This window comes from Rhizobium sp. CFBP 13644 (genome assembly GCF_014842165.1).
GTDB lineage: Bacteria > Pseudomonadota > Alphaproteobacteria > Rhizobiales > Rhizobiaceae > Agrobacterium > Agrobacterium tumefaciens_C.
The window spans coordinates 282,020-301,967 of record NZ_JACYVF010000003.1 but is presented as its reverse complement, the minus strand read 5'-3'; the positions used below and the strand labels follow the sequence as shown (position 1 = coordinate 301,967).

16 protein-coding genes are annotated in these 19,948 nt (G+C 55.7%); 6 read left to right on the top strand and 10 right to left on the bottom strand.

The genetic code is table 11. From position 1 onward, the window contains the following. Positions 1 to 2: 2 nt before the first annotated feature. The 4 genes from IFT53_RS10845 to IFT53_RS10830 are packed head-to-tail and all read right to left on the bottom strand — an operon-like array spanning position 3 to position 4,232. Positions 3 to 806 (bottom strand): ABC transporter ATP-binding protein, encoded by an 804-nt coding sequence (locus tag IFT53_RS10845; protein WP_192064714.1) that lies wholly within the window; start codon positions 804 to 806, stop codon positions 3 to 5. Beyond that, on the bottom strand, positions 803 to 1,633 hold the full coding sequence (locus tag IFT53_RS10840; RefSeq protein WP_192064713.1) for an ABC transporter permease: 831 nt from the start codon (positions 1,631 to 1,633) through the stop codon (positions 803 to 805). The genes IFT53_RS10845 and IFT53_RS10840 overlap by 4 nt, the downstream gene beginning before the upstream one ends. Beyond that, positions 1,630 to 2,619: an ABC transporter permease gene (locus IFT53_RS10835; RefSeq protein WP_342365801.1), complete on the bottom strand. Its 990-nt coding sequence runs from the start codon at positions 2,617 to 2,619 to the stop codon at positions 1,630 to 1,632. Before IFT53_RS10835 ends, IFT53_RS10840 begins: the two co-directional genes overlap by 4 nt. Further along, positions 2,616 to 4,232, bottom strand: coding sequence for an ABC transporter substrate-binding protein (locus IFT53_RS10830; protein ID WP_192064711.1), 1,617 nt, complete (start codon positions 4,230 to 4,232; stop codon positions 2,616 to 2,618). The genes IFT53_RS10835 and IFT53_RS10830 overlap by 4 nt, the downstream gene beginning before the upstream one ends. A gap of 371 nt (positions 4,233 to 4,603) precedes the next feature. On the opposite strand from IFT53_RS10830, the gene IFT53_RS10825 reads away from it, so the two are divergent. Then, positions 4,604 to 5,200, top strand: a complete 597-nt coding sequence (locus tag IFT53_RS10825; RefSeq protein WP_192064710.1) for a hypothetical protein — start codon at positions 4,604 to 4,606, stop codon at positions 5,198 to 5,200. A 50-nt stretch (positions 5,201 to 5,250) separates the two neighbouring features. Here the strand turns inward: IFT53_RS10825 and IFT53_RS10820 are convergent, their stop codons facing one another. From IFT53_RS10820 to secA, 4 genes are all read right to left on the bottom strand, one after another. Further along, the gene (locus IFT53_RS10820) at positions 5,251 to 6,531 is read right to left on the bottom strand and encodes a GNAT family N-acetyltransferase (RefSeq protein ID WP_192064709.1); all 1,281 of its coding nucleotides are present in this window, start codon (positions 6,529 to 6,531) and stop codon (positions 5,251 to 5,253) included. A gap of 207 nt (positions 6,532 to 6,738) precedes the next feature. After that, a complete protein-coding gene (locus tag IFT53_RS10815; RefSeq protein ID WP_192064708.1) occupies positions 6,739 to 7,626 on the bottom strand; it encodes a DMT family transporter in 888 nt (295 codons plus the stop codon). A 206-nt stretch (positions 7,627 to 7,832) separates the two neighbouring features. Then, positions 7,833 to 8,714 carry a glycosyltransferase family 8 protein gene (locus IFT53_RS10810; protein ID WP_192064707.1) on the bottom strand — a complete coding sequence of 294 codons (882 nt, stop codon included), beginning with the start codon at positions 8,712 to 8,714 and terminating at the stop codon, positions 7,833 to 7,835. 54 nt (positions 8,715 to 8,768) lie between these two features. Continuing rightward, on the bottom strand, positions 8,769 to 11,480 hold the full coding sequence (secA, locus tag IFT53_RS10805; RefSeq protein ID WP_192064706.1) for a preprotein translocase subunit SecA: 2,712 nt from the start codon (positions 11,478 to 11,480) through the stop codon (positions 8,769 to 8,771). A 240-nt stretch (positions 11,481 to 11,720) separates the two neighbouring features. On the opposite strand from secA, the gene IFT53_RS10800 reads away from it, so the two are divergent. From IFT53_RS10800 to IFT53_RS10780, 5 genes are all read left to right on the top strand, one after another. Further along, positions 11,721 to 12,590, top strand: a complete 870-nt coding sequence (locus IFT53_RS10800) for a peptidylprolyl isomerase (RefSeq protein ID WP_192064705.1) — start codon at positions 11,721 to 11,723, stop codon at positions 12,588 to 12,590. Positions 12,591 to 12,665: 75 nt separating this feature from the next. Then, positions 12,666 to 13,907 carry a bifunctional glutamate N-acetyltransferase/amino-acid acetyltransferase ArgJ gene (gene argJ / locus IFT53_RS10795; protein WP_192064704.1) on the top strand — a complete coding sequence of 414 codons (1,242 nt, stop codon included), beginning with the start codon at positions 12,666 to 12,668 and terminating at the stop codon, positions 13,905 to 13,907. 17 nt (positions 13,908 to 13,924) lie between these two features. Next, positions 13,925 to 14,695, top strand: coding sequence for a GNAT family N-acetyltransferase (locus tag IFT53_RS10790; RefSeq protein ID WP_192064703.1), 771 nt, complete (start codon positions 13,925 to 13,927; stop codon positions 14,693 to 14,695). Further along, entirely contained in the window at positions 14,695 to 15,108 is a 414-nt protein-coding gene (gene mutT, locus IFT53_RS10785; protein WP_192064989.1) for an 8-oxo-dGTP diphosphatase MutT, read from the top strand. The genes IFT53_RS10790 and mutT overlap by 1 nt, the downstream gene beginning before the upstream one ends. Positions 15,109 to 15,239: 131 nt before the next feature. After that, positions 15,240 to 15,560 carry a hypothetical protein gene (locus tag IFT53_RS10780; protein ID WP_042616526.1) on the top strand — a complete coding sequence of 107 codons (321 nt, stop codon included), beginning with the start codon at positions 15,240 to 15,242 and terminating at the stop codon, positions 15,558 to 15,560. A 71-nt stretch (positions 15,561 to 15,631) separates the two neighbouring features. Here IFT53_RS10780 and IFT53_RS10775 read toward each other — a convergent pair whose 3' ends face one another. Beyond that, positions 15,632 to 18,769, bottom strand: a complete 3,138-nt coding sequence (locus tag IFT53_RS10775) for an efflux RND transporter permease subunit (protein ID WP_192064702.1) — start codon at positions 18,767 to 18,769, stop codon at positions 15,632 to 15,634. A 12-nt stretch (positions 18,770 to 18,781) separates the two neighbouring features. Continuing rightward, complete coding sequence (locus IFT53_RS10770; RefSeq protein ID WP_244656308.1) at positions 18,782 to 19,924, bottom strand: efflux RND transporter periplasmic adaptor subunit; 1,143 nt, start codon at positions 19,922 to 19,924, stop codon at positions 18,782 to 18,784. Between the last annotated feature and the right edge of the window lie 24 nt (positions 19,925 to 19,948).

Sequence of the window (19,948 nt, the reverse complement as noted above, 5' to 3'; positions counted from 1 at the left end):
GTCTACAGGCTCCCGATCAGTGGCGGTGTGGTGAGGTCGAGATGGGCTTCAACAAGCTGTCTGGTATAGGGTGTCTGCGGGTTGGTTAAGATGGATCCTGCTGGCCCGGCCTCTTGCAGGCGCCCTGATTTCAGCACGGCGATATCATCCGCGAGCGAGGAAGCCAGCGCAATATCGTGGGTAATGAAGATCAGTGTCATCCCGTTCTGCTGCACCAGCCGGTCCAGCAAGCGCACGATTGCAGCCTGCGTGATGGTGTCAAGCGCGCTTGTCGCTTCGTCCGCAATCAGGATTTTTGGACCGGCAGACATCGCCGCCGCAATCGCGACACGCTGGCGCTGCCCTCCGGAGAGTTGGTGTGGGTAGACGTTCAGAAGCGTGGCGGAGGCTGGAAGCTCGACCTGGTCGAGCATGATGCGCGCATGCGCAAAGCCCTTCGCCCACGACATTCCGAGATGATGAACTGCGCTTTCGGCAACCTGTTCCCCGATGGTCAGGACCGGATTGAGGCTGGCACCCGGGTCTTGAAAAACATAGGCAATATCGAGGCCCGGTTTGGGCGGCGAGGCGTCGGATCTTCCCTCTGGCTGAATGTTCCAGATGAGATCGCCCGTGGCTTTTGCGCCTTTGGGCAAAAGCCTGGCGAGCGTCTTTGCAAATGTGCTCTTGCCAGAGCCGCTTTCGCCGATAATGGCCAGACGCCTGTTGGCACGGATTATCAGCGAAACGTTTTCCAGTGCGGGTTGCTTCATCCCCGCATAGGTAACGGAGAGGTTTTCCACAGTGCAGATGGGCCGTGTTCTCATGGCGTCTTTCCCAGTCTGGCCAACGCGTGGTTGATGCCTTCTGCCAAGAGGTAAACACCCAGCACCGTGGCCAGAAGCCCGAGGCCGGGGATGACAGAGAGATAGGCAGCCGATCGAAGAAGGTTGCGGCCCTCTGCAATCATGGAACCCCATGTGACGACATTGGGGTCCCCAAGGCCTAGAAATGAAAGTGCGGCTTCGGTCAAAATGGCAGCAGCGACGATAATGGCAGCCAGTGCCAGCACCGGTGGCAGTGCGTTTGGCAGGATTTGTCGAAATGCGATTTCCAGCGGGTGCATGCCAATGGCACGGGCAGATGCGACATAGTCCCGTTCGCGAATGGAAAGCACCTGCGCCCGCGTCAGGCGGGCGGGATCCGCCCAAGCGCTGAGCGCAATCGCCACGACAACAATGGGGGTGGAGGGGCCGATGGTGCTGACGAAAGCAAGCGCGAGCAGGAAGCTGGGTACGATCTGAAAGGCGTCTGTCACGCGCATCAAGGCCTCATCGATCATCCCACCAGCAAAGCCCGCCAGCGTGCCAACGACCATGCCGATGAAGAGTGCAGCCGCGGCGGCGGTCAGTCCGACCGTTAACGAAACGCGTGCGCCATGCACCAGGCCGGCCAGCATATCCCGGCCCAGACTATCTGTTCCCAGCGGAAAATTGGAATCGGTAAAGGGCCTGATGAGCGGCGATGCAACAATCGACAACGGATCTTGCGGGAAGAGGAGGGGGGCGGCGAGAGCTACGCCAGCGTTCACACCGAGAATGACGATACCAAGCCGGCCTTCGAGACTGTTTGTGACGGATCGCAAAACGGTCATGCGCTGCCGCCCTGCGCGCGGATGCGCGGATCAAGCACAGCATACAGTAAATCGACAACCAGATTGATGAGAATGACGAAGACTGCGCTCGATAAAATGATGCCCATCAGTAATGGCGCGTCTCTGCCGCTGACGGCTTCATGGGCCAGTCTGCCGAAGCCGGGAATGGCAAACACGCTTTCAATAACTACACTTCCCCCCAGCATGGCCGCAGATTGCAGGCCAAGGACTGTCACAAGGGAAAGGGCGGCGTTGCGTGCCACATGGCGCAGAACGATGCGTCTGTGTGTGAGACCTTTCGACTGTGCGAATGCCACGAACTCCAAAGGCCAGATATCTGCCATTGCATTGCGCATGACACGCAGAAACAATGCCAGATAGATAAGCCCAAGGCTGACCACAGGCAAGATGAGATGGCGGCCTATATCCAGCGCCCGATCTATGCCCTGTTTGCCAGAGGCAATGGTCTCAAGACCCGATGTCGGCAACCAACGTAAACTGACGGAAAAGACGATGACCAGCACAAGCCCGAGCCAAAAACCGGGCATCGCGTAGAGCGCGAGTGATAGGGTGGACAATGTCCGATCGCGCAAGCTGCCGGGTTTTGCGCCCGCGACGATGCCAAGTGCAGAGCCCACCACGAATGATAGTGCCGTGGCGGTTGTCATCAACAATAGAGTATTGGGAAGCCGCTCGAGGATAAGCGTCAAGACCGGCCTGTCAAACGCGACAGACCAGCCAAGATCAAGCCGTGCCACGGATGAAAGATAAAGCCACAGCCGTGCCAGCATGGATTGATCGAGACCATATTGACTGCGCAACGTGTCACGCAACATGGCATCTCCGCCGCCAATCGACACAAGATAGGCGTCCACAGCATCACCAGACGCATTTTCGAGCAGAAGAAATGTCGCCAGCAGCACGATGACCAGCACAGGTATCGCGCTGAGCAACCTGCGCTGGATTATGCCTGCTGCACTGCTCACTGGTCCGTCCACAATGCCGTGTCCGCCCAGTTGGATACGGCCCAGCGCGGATTGCTGGCCACATTTTCTACGCTGTCGCGCGCAACGGTGATGAAGCCCCATTCCGCAACATTGATAAGCGGCAGATCGCGCGTGACCTCTTTCTGAAACTCTTTGTAGAGCTCCGTGCGCTTGGTCTCATCAATCGTTTCCGCTGCCTTGTCGATCAGTGCATCCAGCGCCTTGTTTTCGTAGCCGCCCTGGTTGGAAAAGCCGACACCGGCGGGCGTGCCGGACTTGACAAGGATGGTTGTGGAGATGGCTGGGTCTCCACGGAAGACCGGAGGTGCAATGGCGAGATCGAATGCATGGTCGGTATAGACGGCCTTCTGATGAGCGGCGGAATCGTTGTTGATAAGCTCGGCCTTTATGCCAATGGCGGCCAGTGCCTGACGCAAATAGGCCCCGAACTGGCGCGTTTCGTTGAAATAGGGCGCGGGCAACAGCTTGAGAGAGAAACGATTACCGTTGCTGTCACGGGTGTAGCCAGCCTCATCGAGCAGCGCATTCGCCTTGGCCACGCTAAAATCGTAGCGTTCAACATCTGCGGTATAAAATTGCGGTGCGTTTATCGGCACTGGCCCGGTGGATGCTGTTGCGTAACCTAGAAACACAGTGTCGATCACCAGCTTTTTGTCGATAGCGTGGGCAATGGCCTGCCGAACCTTCAGATCAGCCAACTCCTTGCGGCGATGGTTGATTTCGACAACAAGCTGATATGTCAACGCCTCATATCCATCGGCAATGACTTTGATACCGGGCTCTTTGGCAATGCGGGCAAGATCAGACAATGGGACGGCTGAAAAAGCAGCAAGCTGGATTTCTTCCGCCTCAAGTGCCGATGCTGCGCCAGCACGGTCTGGCAGGATGCGATAGATGATTTCGTCGAGTTTCGGAGCGTCTTTTTGCCAGTACGACGCGTTGCGGGTCAGGCGGTAATATTCACCCGGCTTGTATTCGGCAAAGACAAAGGGGCCTGTACCGATTGGCTTCGTGTTTGCGGGGTTCGTGGCAATATCCGTGCCTTCATAAATGTGTTTTGGAATGACGCTGGTCACCACGGGCAGGGCGTTGCGCAGGAGCTGGAACGGGGTTGGCTTTGAAAACCGGAAGATTGCCGTATGTTGGTCAGGCGTATCGACTGATTGAAGATTGGCGAAGACCAACCGCCCAAGATTTTGAAGTGGTTTCCAGACGGACATCGCAGAAAAGGCAACATCTGCCGATGTGAAAGGCTTTCCATCATGCCATGTCACGCCTTCCCGCAGCTTGAAGGTGGCGCTGAGGCCATCGTCTGAGCCTTCCCAAGAGGTTGCAAGCAGCGGCTCCAGTCCGTCTTTTCCCTTGTAAGAAGCTTCAGCCAGCGGCTCGATCACTTTACTGGAAATGTAGAAAACGCCGTTGGACGCGACGATGGCGGGGTTGAGGTTTTTCGGTTCTGAATCAGCTGCAACCACAAGGCGCCCGGTGCCATGCGCTGCCCAGGCGGACTGCGGACGCGAGAGTGCCGTTGAAGCTATCAGCAGGCTTATCGTTTGCAGAAGAGTGCGACGTGAAAACTGCGTTGTGGGCATCGATAACTCCGAAGTGGAAAGGGCAGTGTCAGCGCCGCAGAGATACAGACGCAGTTTAGGACCGAGTGATGCAAAGTGTCCACAAGATTCGACGCGCGCGACAGCAATGGATTTTCTACATTTAGACACGAGAAAAATGATTGTTGCAGGCAGGCCTGTGCCGAGAGAATTCTCATCCGGGGGGGCTCGTCTATCGCGGATCTTGGTCCACTCTGTGCCATTCAGAACCATATGGGGAAATGCTGGCAATCAAATATTAGGCATCACTTAAATATAAGACTTCTAAAATAAAGCTATTGCTTATATATTAGTCCCTCCAGTGGGTTAGAGGACTGTCGATGTTTAACGCACCCACGTGAGGAGGAGAGACCATGAGAAAAGTAGCATGTTCTTTATTCGTGTCCGCCTGCATTACACTGCCATTTCAGGCGTTTGCGCTGGATGTTAGCGTCGGCGGCGTCAGTGCAAGTGTGGGTGGAAATGACAGAGGCGGTCTAAGCGCCAATGCTTCGGTTGGCGGAAGTGGTGGCATCAATGCCGGCGCTGATGTGGGCGGAAGAAGCGGCGGCGGTTTGGGTGCCGACGTCAACGCCTCGGTGGGAGGCCGTGGTGGCATTAACGCCAATACCAGCGCCAGCGTCGGGGGACGCAACGGCCTGAACGCGGATGTTAATGCATCGGTCGGTGGCAGCCGGGGCCTCAACGCAAACGCAAATGTCGGTGTTGGCGGAAAGACCGGCGTAGACATGAATGTTGGCGTGGGTATCGGCACCCCCGGAACGCCTACTGGGCCTATCAGCCCGGGAACAACGCCACCCGGCGCCGTGCGGGATGCCATTGTATCCTACAACAACATGTCACGCTCGCAGCAGGTGAGGCTTGTCAAGCGTTGTGCGGATATTCTGAACGGGGGCTATGATGCGGCGTTGACGCAACTTTGTCGCATGATTCAGACAGCGTCACGCTGACATGAATTTCCATAAAAAGGGGTGCATTGTCGCCCCTTTTTACCGGAAATTTAGGCAGCACTGCCGGATTTACGGCCAATTGACATGATGCGTTCACGCAGTGCTTTGGCAAGGTTGCGGGTATTACGGTACATGTGCACCTGCGCTGCCACTTGTCGCACGTCGCGGTCGCTGTTTTGTGCGAGGCCGATGATCAGCGTGCCCATCTCAGCCTTTTCAGACCAGAAGCTGGACAGGGCTCCGGTTTCATCCGCACCACAACTGTCTGTCTTCAGGATGTTGGCGTCATCCAGATGCCATTCGGTCAGCCGCTCCATCAAGAGCTGATCAATGGCGTGGTGCCGATAATCCTCATTCACCGCCAGTTTCCATACATAGGCTTCACCCATTGTCATGAAGACAACTGCCGATGCGATGGCAACACCGTCAAGGTTCAGCGTGTGGATACGGACAGCGTCAATTTCCGCCAGGTTCGTAATGGCTTCGCGGGCAAAGGCCGCGCGGTATCTGTCGCTGGCAAGCGCGGAGCGCCTGCGACCCTTCGAGCCACTGGCTTCCAAGGCCAGAAATTCTTCCGTCCGCAGGCGAATATCCTGCGATTGGCGGGCGATGTCGTGCGTGAGAACGCCACCTGCGCCCAGCTTGTGCCAATGGTTGCGCAAGGTTTCAATGTGTGAAGCCGGAAGGTTGTTTTGCAGATAGAGGCCCGCATCGATCTTGCTCTCAAGCATCATCCGTTGGTGCGGCTCTGCGGTCGCCAGCGGCAAGTTGCGGCTGAGAGCGATGGCCTTGATCATTCGCACGAATGCACCATCTAGCCGAAGCTGAGGCAGAACGAGGATATCGGGCAACCGAAGCTCAGGCTGCGCCAAAGCGTCGAGAAGATTATCGATCGTTTCCGCCGCGCCTTCTGCATCAACAAGCGGGGTGCCCAGCGGTCCGAAAGGGTTGGCCCAGCCACGCAAAATCGATGGTCCTACTGAAAAGCCGGGCTTCTCGACGGTAAAAGGCATCAGAAACCGCATGCGACTGCGTGCACCATTTTCATCGCGCATCAAAGCGAAACGGACTGACTTCTCATCAACGCGTGGCATTGCCGGCGCCAGAAGTTTGCCCGTGAAGAAAATATTGGGTTCCATGACCCGGTTCGACAGGAAATCCAGTTCTTCCTGGAGATCATACCCAAGCTGCGCCGGATAAATGCAAAACTCACGTCCGGTGCGGCCAACACGGATACTGCTATCTGCAACGGGACGCTCCGGCAGCGGTGTCGATAGCAGCATGGCGAAACGGCTGTCTCGCAAATCTGTATCATTCGGATCGCTTGCCATGCCTGCCTATACCGTCCCTGTCACACATTCCGTGACATTTTAGTTGCTGAAAGCCGCGTGTTAATTAGGCACGTTGTCGCAATCTGGCAACCGATGAATACCAATTTTTAGAATTCAGTCTTTCAATTATACATGGAAACGTTGGAAATGTTGAGTGCGTATTGGTAGTAAAACAGCTATTTCAGAAAAGCGTCATGTTTAGTTCATTCAAGGCAAGATCACCGCATCACTGCGTTTTGGATAAAGTCCGAGAACCAGTGCGCATCCTGAAAGGATGATGACGGTCCCGAAAAGTTGCATGACTGATATCGGTTCATCCAGGACAGACGCACCGATGATGACGGCAATCACCGTCACAACAAACTCGACGCTAATGGCTTTCGTTGCTCCGATCTGCGATACCAACCGAAAATAGGTGACATAGGTTAAAGAGCTCATAAAGACCGCCAATCCAGCAAGATAGGCGACATCAAAGAAGCTTGGTTGGCCCGGCACTGGAACAATAAGCAGTAATGGCAGTGTCAAAATGCCACCAGCAAGAAACGAGCCGATCGTGATCTCCAATGCACCTGAACCTTTAAGGTGGCGATTGGCATAGTTACTTCCGAAAGCAGCGCAGATACATCCCAGAATGACGGCAAGGCAGCCAACCAAAAAAGCGGATGTGATCGGAACGGCAGGAAAACCCACGAGGACGACGATGCCGCTGAAGCCAAGAATCATGCCTAGCAGGCTCTGAAGCGAGATTTTTTCAAGACCCCATAACTGGCCGATCAGCATGGAAAACAGCGGGATGCTGGCGACCAGAATGGCGGCCATCGCGGTACCAATGATGGGTGTGCCATAGGACAGGCCGATGAGTTGACCCGCGACAGTGGTGGCTCCAACAGCTGTGAAGGCTCGCCAGCCAGCGCTGAAATCAAGTTTCCGTTTCGAAATCCTGGCCATGACAAGCAAAGCTGCGCTCGCAATGAAGCAACGCAATGTGACCGCACCCACCCAGCCAAATGCTTCTACGACATGCAAGATGAGCAGAAAAGAGAACCCCCACGCTACAGCGAGAAAAAGATAGGCAGCGAGTTGTGCGGGTTTCATATGTTTATGTCCGGCGACGGATGATTCGAAGCGAACGGTTACGAAAGAGCAATGATGACGTCAAACGAATTGTGTAGTTCAGTGTGTATGTAAGCGGCAGGCTTGCGGCAAAGTCGAAGAATGCCGGAAAGAACTTGGCAACAGTTTCATTGACAGAGGATAGGTCGACCATGATCGGGTCGGCCTATCGCCAATATATGATGTTCTTAGCGGGAAAACGCCAATCGGGCGCGCTTCGCAATTTTCTCGAAAAGGACGTCCAGCTTTTTCAGCTCACGCTTCATGCGGCGCTTCGTATTCGAGACCAGTGGCTTGTTCTTCCACGGTGTGTTTTGACGCTGCGCCAGATAGAGGTCACGAGCAGGGTGTTCGCAATGGGCAAGATTGGGTTTGCGCCATGTATAATGAAGGACAGCCGCCTGAAGATAATGCTCTTTAGGAAACTCAGTTGAAACGAGTTCGGTGAAATTCCACTTTCTTTCGATCTCGACCCAGGAGTCGCCAAGTGCGACATTCAGAGCATCCTGATCAGGATAGCCCGTTGAGGTATGGTCGAGAAAGGAAAGGCATTTCTCACCCAAGTTATCGGTTCGCCATTTTTCAAGATCGATCAGCAATGTCCCTGAATTCAGATATCGGGCATTCTCATCGCGCTTGAGACGCAGATTACGACGTTTTATGTTGTCTGGGCGGCCTGCATCCGGTACCGCACCAACGGCAGAGCCATTCATAGGCATTTCGAAAAGCGGCCGCAGGCTTTGCAACACCACCATGTCGCTGTCCAGATAAACCATACGGCCTGTGTCGCTGATCAGGTCAGGAAGAAGGAGTCGGCAGTACATGGCACGTGACCATGATACGGTCCGCCGATAGGAGGAAAGCTTGGCTTTTACTTCGTCTTCAATTTTGATGAAAGCGACTTCTCTGCCCATCGCACAGGCTCGGATGTTTTCCCTGTCTTTTTCGCGCAAGTCGAAGTCGCAGATGATGATTTTCGCGTCAGGAACGTCGCCGTTCATGACAATGGAATTAACCAACACTCCTGCGAGTTCAGCGTAGTTTCTATCTGTCGCGCAGGCAATAATCATCTGTGGCTCTATGGTTAAGATAATTTAAGGATTTTCGTAGATTTTCGAACAGGCCTAAGCCTGGTCGAAAATCCCGTGGCAATGCTTGTACTTCTTACCGGAACCGCAAGGGCAGGCCTCATTTCGGCTGATTTTGCCCCAAGTGGACGGGTCATCCGGGTTGCGCTGCTCTGGTGGAACGAACGCTACGGGTGCTGGCTGGTTGTTGCCGAACTCGTCCTCACCGGTGAGTGGGTCTATATGGTGAGGTGTCATTTCCGGCAGCTCTGGCTCTGGCTGGTCACGGACGAGTTCCACACGCATCAACTGTGCCGTCACCGCTTCACGCAGGTTGGCAAGCAGCGCCTGGAACAGTTCGAAAGCTTCTGCCTTATATTCCTGCAACGGGTCACGCTGGGCGTAACCACGGAAACCGACGACGGAGCGAAGGTGATCGAGGTTGACGATATGCTCGCGCCACAAATGGTCGATCGTCTGCAAGATCACGGAGCGCTCAACATAGGTCATGACTTCGGGGCCGAACCGCTCAGCCTTTTCTGCCATCACCTTGTCTGCTGCTTCGGTAATGCGCTGCAAAATATCGTCTTCGGCAATGCCTTCCTCTTTCGCCCATTCATCGACTGGGAGATCAAGGTTGAGAGACTGCTCGAGGCCAGCTTTCAGGCCAACGATATTCCATTGCTCCGCATAGGCGTTCTCAGGGACATGCTTGGTTACAAGCCCCTCGATGACTTCGTTGCGCATATCCGTCGCGGTCTCGCCGATATTATCGGCTTCCATCAACTCCAGGCGCTGCTCGAAGATCACCTTGCGCTGATCGTTGAGGACGTCATCGTATTTCAGAAGGTTCTTGCGGGTTTCGAAGTTGCGCGCTTCCACCTTCTTCTGGGCGCGCTCTAGCGCCTTGTTGATCCAGGGATGGACAATGGCTTCGCCGTCCTTAAGGCCCAGCTTTTGCAGCATGCTGTCCATACGATCGGAGCCGAAGATCCGCATCAGGTCATCCTGAAGCGACAGGTAGAATTTGGAGCGACCTGGGTCACCCTGGCGACCGGAACGACCGCGCAGCTGGTTGTCGATACGGCGGCTTTCGTGGCGCTCTGTGGCGATGACGAAAAGACCACCGGCGGCAAGCGCCTTGTCTTTGAGGACTTTTATCTCTTCGCGGATGCGTTTTTCGGTCGCATCGCGCTCTTCGCCGGGCTCCATGCCTTCAAGCTCGCGGTCGAGACGCATCTCGACGTTGCCGCCCAGCTGAATATCCGTACCGCGGCCAGCCATGTTGGTAGCGATGGTCACGGCGCCGGGAACGCCAGCCTGCGAAACGATGTAAGCTTCCTGCTCATGGTAACGAGCGTTTAGCACCTGGAAATTTTCAAAGCCCGTCTGGCGCAGCATAGTTGCTAGAAGCTCGGACTTTTCAATCGATGTGGTACCAACAAGAACCGGCTGGTCGCGCTCATGTGCGGCCTTGATCTGCTCGATGATGGCCTTGAACTTTTCTTCACCCGTTCTGTAAACTTCGTCGTCTTCATCGATACGCTGGATTGGCAGGTTCGTCGGAACCTCGATCACATCGAGACTATAGATGTTGTTGAACTCTTCCGCTTCCGTTGATGCTGTACCGGTCATGCCGGCGAGCTTCTTGTACATGCGGAAATAGTTCTGGAAGGTAACAGAAGACAGCGTCTGGTTTTCAGGCTGAATCTGCACCTGTTCCTTGGCTTCAAGAGCCTGGTGCTGACCTTCCGAATAACGACGGCCCGGCATCATGCGGCCGGTAAACTCGTCAATGATGACGATTTCGTCGTTACGGACGATGTAATCCTTGTCGCGCTGGAACAGCTTATGGGCCTTCAACGCATTGTTGATGTGGTGGACGATCGACACGTTTTCGATGTCGTAGAGTGATTCGCCCTTGAGAAGACCTGCTTCACGCAACAGGTTTTCAAGCTTTTCGGTGCCGTCTTCGGAGAAGTTGGCAGAACGCTGCTTCTCGTCGATTTCGTAATCTTCGGGCGAAAGCATCGGAATGAAGGCGTTGATCGTGTTGTAGAGATCAGACCTATCATCCAATGGACCAGAGATGATCAGAGGCGTGCGTGCCTCATCGACAAGAATCGAGTCGACTTCATCGACGATGGCATAATGGTGGCCACGCTGCACCATTTGCGGCTTGTCGTATTTCATGTTGTCGCGCAGATAATCGAAGCCGAGTTCGTTATTCGTCGCGTAAGTGATATCGCAGGCATAGGCTTCGCGGCGCTGGTCATCGTCAAGTCCATGAACGATCACGCCGGTGGTGAGGCCTAGGAAATTGTAAAGCCGCGCCATGGTGGCGGCGTCACGCTGGGCAAGATAGTCGTTGACGGTCACAACGTGCACGCCCTTGCCCTCAAGGGCGTTGAGGTACACGGCAAGGGTCGCAACCAGCGTTTTACCTTCACCCGTTTTCATTTCGGCGATATCGCCGGAATGAAGAATCATGCCGCCGGTTAGCTGAACATCGAAGGGGCGCATGCCGAGAACACGGCGCGATGCTTCGCGTGCCACGGCGAAAGCCGGAACCAGGATGTCGTCAATGGTTTTGCCATTGGCGAGCTGCTGACGGAATTCAACCGTCTTTGCTGCCAGTGCCTCATCGGAGAGTGCTTTCATCTCCGCCTCGAGTGCACCTATTGCCGTGATGTTGCTACGATAGGACCGGACACGGCGCTCATTTGCCGAACCGAACAACTTGCGGGCTATTCCGCCGAGACTGACCATCTTAGTGGCCCTTTCTGAAATTCCGTTTACCGAGGCATCGCAATCTGGTTTCGCATTTCCGTGCAAATGACAGACTTGACCCTCAAACGTATCTGGACGCGAGGTTGAGCGACAGATAAGAGGGGGGGCAAATGATGTCAACGGTTCTGCCCGTTACAGAATGGCCACATTCCGGTGTTTGGAAGTTTTTTCAGCCGGAAAACCACGTCTGGAGCCGGCATTGTCTCCGAAAGGTTTAATATGTTGCGCTATAATAGAATTGCAGCGGCTGTCATCGTGGCGACGCTCGGTCTTCAGTTTCCTGCCTTCGCGCAGGAAGATGCCGTTGTTGCCAAGGTTGGCGATCTTGAGATTCGCCAGTCTGAATTGGATCTTGCCATGAGCAATCTTGATCCGCAGCTCGCACAGCTTCCTGATGAGCAGAAGAAAGTTGCCGCCCTGTCCGGCGCGATCGACGTGAAGCTGCTGGTGAAAGATGCGACTGCTGAAGGTCTCGAAAAGACCGAAGATTTCAAAAAGCGCCTCTCCTTCATCACTGACCGCGAACTTCATAATGCCTATTTCCGCAAGCACGTTGTTGACGCTGTGACCAATGAAGAGGTCAAGGCTCGCTACGACAAGGAAGTCGCCGCGCTGCCGCAGGAAGAAGAAATCAAGGCTGCCCACATTCTCGTTGCGACCGAAGAGGAAGCCAAGGATGTGATCAAGCAGTTAGACGCTGGCAAGGATTTTGCAGCGCTGGCCAAGGAAAAGTCCACCGATTCCAACAAGGATGACGGCGGCGATCTCGGCTGGTTCGGCAAGGGCCGCATGGTTCCTGAATTCGAAGAGGCTGCCTTCACGCTTGAAAAGGGCGCCTACACGAAAACTCCGGTCAAGTCGCAGTTCGGCTTTCACGTGATCAAGCTTGAAGACAAGCGCGTTGCACCGCCACCGGCTTATGAGCAGGTTGAAGCGCAGGTTCGTCAGCTTGTCATGCGCGACAAATATGTTGCCCTGATTGAAAAGGCCAAGGCCGAGCAGAAGATCGATATTCCTGATGCGGCGATGCGCAAGGCCTATGACGATGCCAGCAAGCAGCAGGCAGCCGAGCCACCTGCCCAGCAGTAATGTCCTCAACTGACGGGGCGGCTTTAGAGCCGCCCTGTTTCATTTCAACTTTCGCAAATATGCAGGTTCTTGCCCATGTCCGCTGCCGTCTCCCCACTTGCCCCGAAATCCTATCCAGATATGCCCGCTTTGCGCGGTGTCCGAATGGCAACGGCGGCTGCAGGTATCAAGTATAAGGGCCGTACCGACGTTCTGATGATGGTGTTCGACGAGCCGGCGGCTGTCGCGGGTGTTTTTACAAAATCCCGCTGCCCCTCTGCGCCAGTGGATTTTTGCCGCGCTAACCTGCCAGCAGGCGTTGCGCGTGCAGTGGTGGTCAATTCCGGAAACGCCAATGCTTTTACAGGCGTAAAGGGCAGAGCCGCGACAGAGTTGACCGCGAAGTCTGCAGCTGAAGCTGTTGGTTGCTCCGAGAGCGAAGTGTTTCTGGCGTCCACAGGCGTGATCGGTGAGCCGCTTGACGCCACCAAATTTGCCGGTGTTCTTGGCCAGATGAATGCCGATGCCACAGGCGATTTCTGGACAGAAGCTGCCAAGGCCATCATGACAACCGATACCTATCCGAAGGTTTCGACGCGCACAGCCGAAATTGACGGTGTCACAGTCACCATCAACGGCATAGCCAAGGGTGCGGGGATGATTGCGCCCGACATGGCGACCATGCTGTCCTTTGTCGTGACGGATGCCGATATTTCGGCTTCTGCTTTGCAGGATCTCTTGTCTGCGGGCGTTGGTTCGACGTTCAATTCCGTTACTGTCGACAGTGACACCTCAACATCCGATACGCTGATGCTGTTTGCGACGGGCGCCGCGCGTGCTGACGGGCAAGCGCATGTCGACAATGCCAATGATCCGAAGCTTTCCGCTTTCCGCGATGCTCTGAATGATCTCCTGAAGGATTTGGCGTTGCAAGTCGTCCGTGATGGCGAAGGTGCTCGCAAGATGGTGGAAATCACCGTGACGGGTGCCGAGAGTGATGTGGCTGCCAAGCGCATAGCGCTTTCCATTGCCAACTCTCCGCTGGTCAAAACAGCCGTTGCTGGCGAGGACGCCAATTGGGGTCGCGTCGTGATGGCTGTCGGCAAATCTGGCGAGTTGGCGGATCGCGATCGCCTCGCAATCTGGTTTGGACATGTGCGCGTGGCCGTTAATGGCGAACGCGACCCTGACTACTCCGAGGCCGAAGCCAGCGCTGTGATGAAGAACCAGGATATTCCGGTGAAAGTCGATATCGGTCTTGGCAACGGCACCGCCACCGTGTGGACCTGCGACCTGACCAAGGAATATGTTGAAATCAATGGCGATTATCGGAGCTGATGTTGGAGACCTCCGGTATGCAAAGTGTCGCCACCAACCTACCACTGGTTCGTCGTCTGGAAGCGGTCAGTTTCCGGGCATGGCCTGCATCTTCCGTTGTCTATGATGGCAGCTGGCAGATAAGGCTGACGGGATCGCATCCGTCCAAACGGATCAACTGCGTGGTGCCGCTCGATCCTTCCGACTACGGCAATTGCGACCTTCGTCTTGAAAAAGCGCGCAAGCGCTTTGAGGATTTCGGACGCCAGCTCATCATCAGGGAAACGGTGCTGATGCCTCCGCAGTTGCGCCAGCACCTGACGGATAATGGCTGGAGCGTGTTTGAAAATGTCGACGTGATGACCGCCGACATTGCCAATGCGGAATTGCCGGAAACCGTCTCCCACATTCCAAGCCACGACATTGGTCGCTTTGTGGAAGCAAGTCTCAAGGTCAGCGGTGTAGACCCGTCCTTGCGCTCACCGATCGCAGAGATTGTCAGTTCCATCAAGCCGACGCTCGGGCTGTTTACGATGGAAGAGATTGAAGGCGAGCCGCAGGCCACTTTGATCTGCGTTCAGGATAATGATCTGGCTGGCATTCTGTCGCTGGATGTGGCGGCACCGTTGCGGCGACAGGGAACCGGCACACAAATCCTGACCTCCGCACTCCGTTGGGCCCGTATTAGCGGTGCGTCTACAGCGTGGCTTCAGGTCGTCTCCACCAATCGACCTGCCATCGCGCTTTATGAAAAGTTCGGTTTTCAGACGGCCTACACCTATCGCTACTGGCGCAAAGAGGTGGAGTGATGGAGGGTTCAGGCCGGAAGATACTGCTCGTTGCCGCTTGCGCGCTGATCGATCAGGATGGACGTATTCTTCTGGCGCAAAGACCAGAGGGTAAATCGCTTGCTGGCCTTTGGGAGTTTCCGGGCGGCAAGGTTGAAAACGGCGAGACGCCGGAAGAAACCCTGGTTCGCGAACTGGAAGAAGAACTCGCTATCAAGACCAAGATAGCGTGTCTGGCGCCGCTGACATTTGCAAGCCACTCCTATGAGATATTTCATCTTCTGATGCCGCTATATGTTTGCCGTCGCTTTGAGGGCATTCCCCGTGGGGCCGAGGGCCAGGCCATAAAATGGGTGAAGCCTCAGGCCCTGCGGGATTATCCCATGCCGCCGGCTGATGAGCCGCTCATTCCCTATCTTCAGGACCTGCTGTAAACAATATAGTGAATAAAGGCTTTCAGGCGCCTGCGATGCGTCAAAACGGGCCGCTATTAACGTTTCGTTTATCACCATCTGGCACATTAAAAAGCTGAAGAATTGGTAAATGGCGCGTAGCGAGGCCTAATATGAACGAGGATTTTTGGAAAACAGTGGAGGGCCGTCGGTCCTATTCTGAAAAATCGCGCAAAATTGGTGTATTGAACGTCGCTCTGCTGTTTGGCATGGTTGCCATCGCCCTTTCTCTGATCGTTACGCCGATGCTGGCTGGCAAGATGCCGCCCGCGCGTTTCGCTCAGATGCCTGACAATCTCGACATGATCTCCACGGGTTCTATAAACCGGGTGGAACAGCCGAAGAAATCCTACAGCATCCGCCGCAGCGTCACACAGCCCATGCCCGGCTCGGTGTGCATTGTCGACGGTTATGCAAATGGCCGGGATTGCTGATAGGAGCCATTCTGGCTTCCACTGACTGAATATGAAAACGCCGCAGATTTTGGTCTGCGGCGTCTTTGTTTTTACGGTTCTACCGTCTTTGCGTCTTCCGGGGTAACTTTCTCCTGCGGTCTTTTCGTTCGCATCAGCTTCAGAACGAAGACGAAGAATGCCGGCACGAAGAAGACTGCAAGGATCGTGGCTGAGATCATTCCCCCCAGAACGCCGGTACCGATGGCATTCTGACTTGCCGCACTTGGGCCGGTCGCAATGGCAAGCGGCACGACACCGAGGGTAAATGCAAGCGAGGTCATGATGATCGGCCGAAAGCGGATACGCGCCGCCTGTACGGCTGAATCGAGCAGCGTCTTGCCTTCCGCATAGTAGTCCTTGGCAAATTCCACGATCAGGATCGCGTTCTTTGCAGAGAGGCCGATGATCGCGATGAGGCCAACCTTGAAATAGATATCATTGGGCATATCCCGAAGAAGAACAGCCAGCACGGAACCAATGATGCCCAAGGGAACAACCAACATAACGGCAAGCGGGATGGACCAGCTCTCATAGAGGCCTGCCAGCAGCAGGAACACGAAGAGAATGCTGAGGCTGAAGAGGAATGGTGCCTGGGATCCGGATTTGATTTCTTCCAGAGCCTGACCTGTCCATTCATAGCCGATGCCCGCAGGCAGTTCGGATGCAAGACGCTCCATCTCCGTAATGGCAACGCCTGTGGAGTTGCCGGGCGCAGGTTCGCCCGAGATACGGATGGTCGGATAGCCATTGTAGCCGACAATCTGTGGAGAGCCCTTTTGCCATTGCGCGATGGCAAAGGAGCTGAGAGGCACCATGCCACCGCTGGCATTGCGCACGTTGAGCTTCAGCAGATCCTCGACCTGAAGGCGGTCGCGGTCCTGTGCCTGCACAACAACGCGCTGCATGCGTCCGGCGTTCGGAAAGTCGTTGATATAGGACGATCCGAGATTGGCCGTGATGGTGTTGTTGATATCGGCAAAGGTTATGCCGAAGGTGTTGGCTTTTTCGCGGTCTATGACCAGCATAATCTGGGCCGCGTCAGGCAGGCCTTCGATGCGCATGCCCGCAAGAATAGGGCTCTTGCTGGCCTTCTGCATAAGCTCCCCTGCCGCAGCTGAAAGGGCTGCCTGGCCGATGCCGTTACGATCCTGCAGGCGGAAAGAGAAGCCGCCGGTTGTTCCGAAGCCTTCGATAGGCGGTGGCGACAACGCGAATGTCTGCGCATCTTTGAGACCGAACAACTGCATGTTGGCGCGGTCGGCGATTTCCTGAGCCGAGCTGCCGGCGCCACGTTCACTCCAGTCCTTCAGGGTAATGAAGGCGAGTGCTGCATTGGCGCCGTTGCCGGAGAAGCTGAAGCCCTGAATGGCGATGATGTCCTTCACTGCTGGATCAGCCTGGAAGATCTTTTCGATCTGCTGGATCGATGCGTTGGTGCGGTTTACGCTGGCCTCAGGCGGTCCCTGAATATCAACGATCAGGAAGCCCTGGTCTTCGGCGGGCACGAAGCCGCTTGGAAGGTTGATGAAGAGGTAACCCAGTCCGGCAACCAGTGCCAGATAGATGACCATCATACGGCCCGCGCGCCGCGCCCCACCTGTTGCCACCTTCGTATAGCCATTCGTCAGGCCATCGAACTTGCGGTTGAACCACCCACCAAGACCACCTTTTGCATGGTGACCCTTCTTGATGGGTTTCAGGAACGTTGCGCACAGCGCCGGTGTGAGCGAAAGCGCCAGGAAAGCTGAAAACAGAATGGAAACGACCATCGTCAAGCTGAACTGACGGTAGATGATGCCGGTGGAGCCGGGGAAGAAGGCCATGGGAATGAACACGCAGGCGAGCACCAGCGTGATGCCAAGAATGGCGCCGGTGATCTGGCTCATGGCTTTCTGGGTGGCTTCCTTTGGTGGAAGCCCTTCCTCCGCCATGATGCGCTCAACGTTTTCAACCACAACGATGGCGTCATCAACCAGAATGCCGATCGCCAGCACCATGGCAAACATCGTCAGAACATTGATGGAGAACCCCGTCACATACATCACTGCACAGGTCCCAAGCAGTGCGACCGGCACGATCAATGTCGGAATGACGGTGTATCGGAAGTTCTGCAGGAAGACGAACATGACCACGAAGACGAGGATGATCGCTTCGATGAGTGTATGCAGAACCTTCTCAATCGATGCTGAGACGAAGGGGCTTGTGTCGTAAGGAATGGAATAGGCAACGCCTTCAGGGAAGAACCGCGACAGTTCTTCCAGCTTGGCCGCCACAGCCGTGGACGTTGCGACAGCATTGCCCGTTGAGGAAAGCTGAATACCGACAGCAGCACTCGCCTGCCCATTCAGACGGCTGGATTGGTTGTAGGCTTCCGCGCCCAGTTCAAGACGGGCAACGTCCTTCAACCGGACTGTACTGCCATCCGGATTTGCGCGCAGAACGATGTTGCCGAATTGCTCGGTGTCGGTCAGTTGACCCTTGACGAGAACGGTGGCTGTCAGATCCTGACTGATCGGGTTTGGAGCCGCGCCGATCTGGCCAGCGGCAACCTGCGCATTCTGTGCTGTGATGGCGGCGTTGATATCTGCAGTCGTCAATTTAAGGCCAACGAGCTTGTCGGCATCGATCCATACGCGCATGGCGCGCTGCGCCGAAAACAGCTGGGCACGGCCCACACCATCGATCCGTCGGAGTTCTCCCAGCACATTGCGGTTCATGTAGTCGCCAAGCGCGACTTCGTCCATGGTGCCGTCTGTCGAGGTGAGCGAGATGAACAGCAGGAAGCCTGAAGACGCTTCTTCCACCGTAACACCCTGTGCCGTCACGGCGGAGGGCAGTCGGGACTCGACGCGCCTGATCGCGTTCTGCACATCGACCGATGCCTGGTTGATGTTGGTGCCGGCTTCGAAGGTTGCGTTGATCGAGACCTGGCCTGATGTATCCGAGGTGGACTCGAAATACATCAAACCATCCACGCCGTTCAACTCATCCTCGATGAGCCTTGTGACACCCTGATAGATGTCCTGAGGTGAGGCGCCTGGATAGTTGGTCGAGATCGTCAGCTGTGGTGGCGCAACCTTTGGATATTGCGCAATGGGAAGGAAGGGGAGCGCAATGACGCCCGCGATGGAGATGAACAGCGCAAAGACCCAGGCAAGGATCGGCCGTCTGATAAAGAGCTGTGCCATGAGTGGACCTTACTACTTCGGTGCTTGCGCGGGTGCGTCAGCTGGTTTTTCAGCCTGCCAGGGCTCTGGCTTGATCTTGCCGCCGGTTTGAACCTTCTGTGCGCCGTCCACGACAATTTTGTCGCCAGCGTTCAGACCTTTTTCAACCACCCATTCCGTTTCCAGTGCCTGCCCGAGTTCGACGGGCCTCGCCTCTGCGGTATCATCGGCCTTGACCACATAGACGAGAGGCTTGCCATCGGCAGCGCGAACGATGGACCGTTGCGGCACGACGACAGCATTTTCCCGAACCGCCTGCTCGATTCTGACCCGAACATACATTCCGGGCAAAAGGTCACGGCGGGCATTGGGGAACTCCGCGCGCTGCGTCACCTGGCCCGTGGTGGAATCCACGCTGGCGCTGGAAAATAGCAGTCGGCCAGGATCGGCATAGACAGAGCCATCATCAAAGACCAGCCGTACGCTGGCCTGATCTGGCGCCGTGCCTGCCAGCTTGCCAGATTCGACAGCGCGTCTCAGCGCCATCATGTCCTGTGCGGACTGGGTGAAATCGGCGTAGCTTGGGTCGATCTGCTGGATCAAGGCAAGGTTCTGGGTCCCGTCTGCCGTCACCAGCGCACCTTCGGTCACCAGAGCCGCTCCGATAATGCCGGAGATGGGTGCCCGAACCTCGGTATATTCGAGGTTGATACGGGCTTCATCGAGAGCCGCCTGCTGAAGTGCGACATCGGCATCGGCCTGAGCCAGATTAACCGCTGCCGTATCGAAATCGATGCCGGTCGAAACGTTGCGTTCGCGCAGGCTCTTTTGACGCTCAAGTTGCTGGCGCGCATTGCTTTGTGTCGCCACGGCGCGTTGCAAGGAGGCTTCAGCGCTGGCTACCCGGACTTTGAAGAGCCGTGGGTCAATGCGGTAGAGCACGTCATCCTTCTGAACCATCGCTCCCTGTTCAAATACGCGTTCCAGCAAAATGCCGGAAACCCTTGCGCGCACTTCTGCAACCCGTGTCGCAGCAACGCGACCGGGAAGCTCGTTGATGACGGGAACGGATTTTGCAGTCAGTTCGAGAACACCCACGGCAGGTGGCGGCATTTGCATCCCCTCCTGAGCGAAGAGAGTTGTCGGCGCCATTGCCAGGACAGCAGCGGTCATCATGGGTAGAAATCGCGGCAGAGTTAT

Bases quoted from the DNA above. Each gene is read 5' to 3' on its own strand.
- IFT53_RS10845 (WP_192064714.1), bottom strand. From the start codon at position 806: ATGAGAACACGGCCCATCTGCACTGTGGAAAACCTCTCCGTTACCTAT.
- IFT53_RS10840 (WP_192064713.1), bottom strand. From the start codon at position 1,633: ATGACCGTTTTGCGATCCGTCACAAACAGTCTCGAAGGCCGGCTTGGT.
- IFT53_RS10830 (WP_192064711.1), bottom strand. From the start codon at position 4,232: ATGCCCACAACGCAGTTTTCACGTCGCACTCTTCTGCAAACGATAAGC.
- IFT53_RS10825 (WP_192064710.1), top strand. From the start codon at position 4,604: ATGAGAAAAGTAGCATGTTCTTTATTCGTGTCCGCCTGCATTACACTG.
- IFT53_RS10820 (WP_192064709.1), bottom strand. From the start codon at position 6,531: ATGGCAAGCGATCCGAATGATACAGATTTGCGAGACAGCCGTTTCGCC.
- IFT53_RS10815 (WP_192064708.1), bottom strand. From the start codon at position 7,626: ATGAAACCCGCACAACTCGCTGCCTATCTTTTTCTCGCTGTAGCGTGG.
- IFT53_RS10810 (WP_192064707.1), bottom strand. From the start codon at position 8,714: ATGATTATTGCCTGCGCGACAGATAGAAACTACGCTGAACTCGCAGGA.
- secA (WP_192064706.1), bottom strand. From the start codon at position 11,480: ATGGTCAGTCTCGGCGGAATAGCCCGCAAGTTGTTCGGTTCGGCAAAT.
- IFT53_RS10800 (WP_192064705.1), top strand. From the start codon at position 11,721: ATGTTGCGCTATAATAGAATTGCAGCGGCTGTCATCGTGGCGACGCTC.
- argJ (WP_192064704.1), top strand. From the start codon at position 12,666: ATGTCCGCTGCCGTCTCCCCACTTGCCCCGAAATCCTATCCAGATATG.
- IFT53_RS10790 (WP_192064703.1), top strand. From the start codon at position 13,925: ATGCAAAGTGTCGCCACCAACCTACCACTGGTTCGTCGTCTGGAAGCG.
- mutT (WP_192064989.1), top strand. From the start codon at position 14,695: ATGGAGGGTTCAGGCCGGAAGATACTGCTCGTTGCCGCTTGCGCGCTG.
- IFT53_RS10780 (WP_042616526.1), top strand. From the start codon at position 15,240: ATGAACGAGGATTTTTGGAAAACAGTGGAGGGCCGTCGGTCCTATTCT.
- IFT53_RS10775 (WP_192064702.1), bottom strand. From the start codon at position 18,769: ATGGCACAGCTCTTTATCAGACGGCCGATCCTTGCCTGGGTCTTTGCG.
- IFT53_RS10770 (WP_244656308.1), bottom strand. From the start codon at position 19,924: ATGATGACCGCTGCTGTCCTGGCAATGGCGCCGACAACTCTCTTCGCT.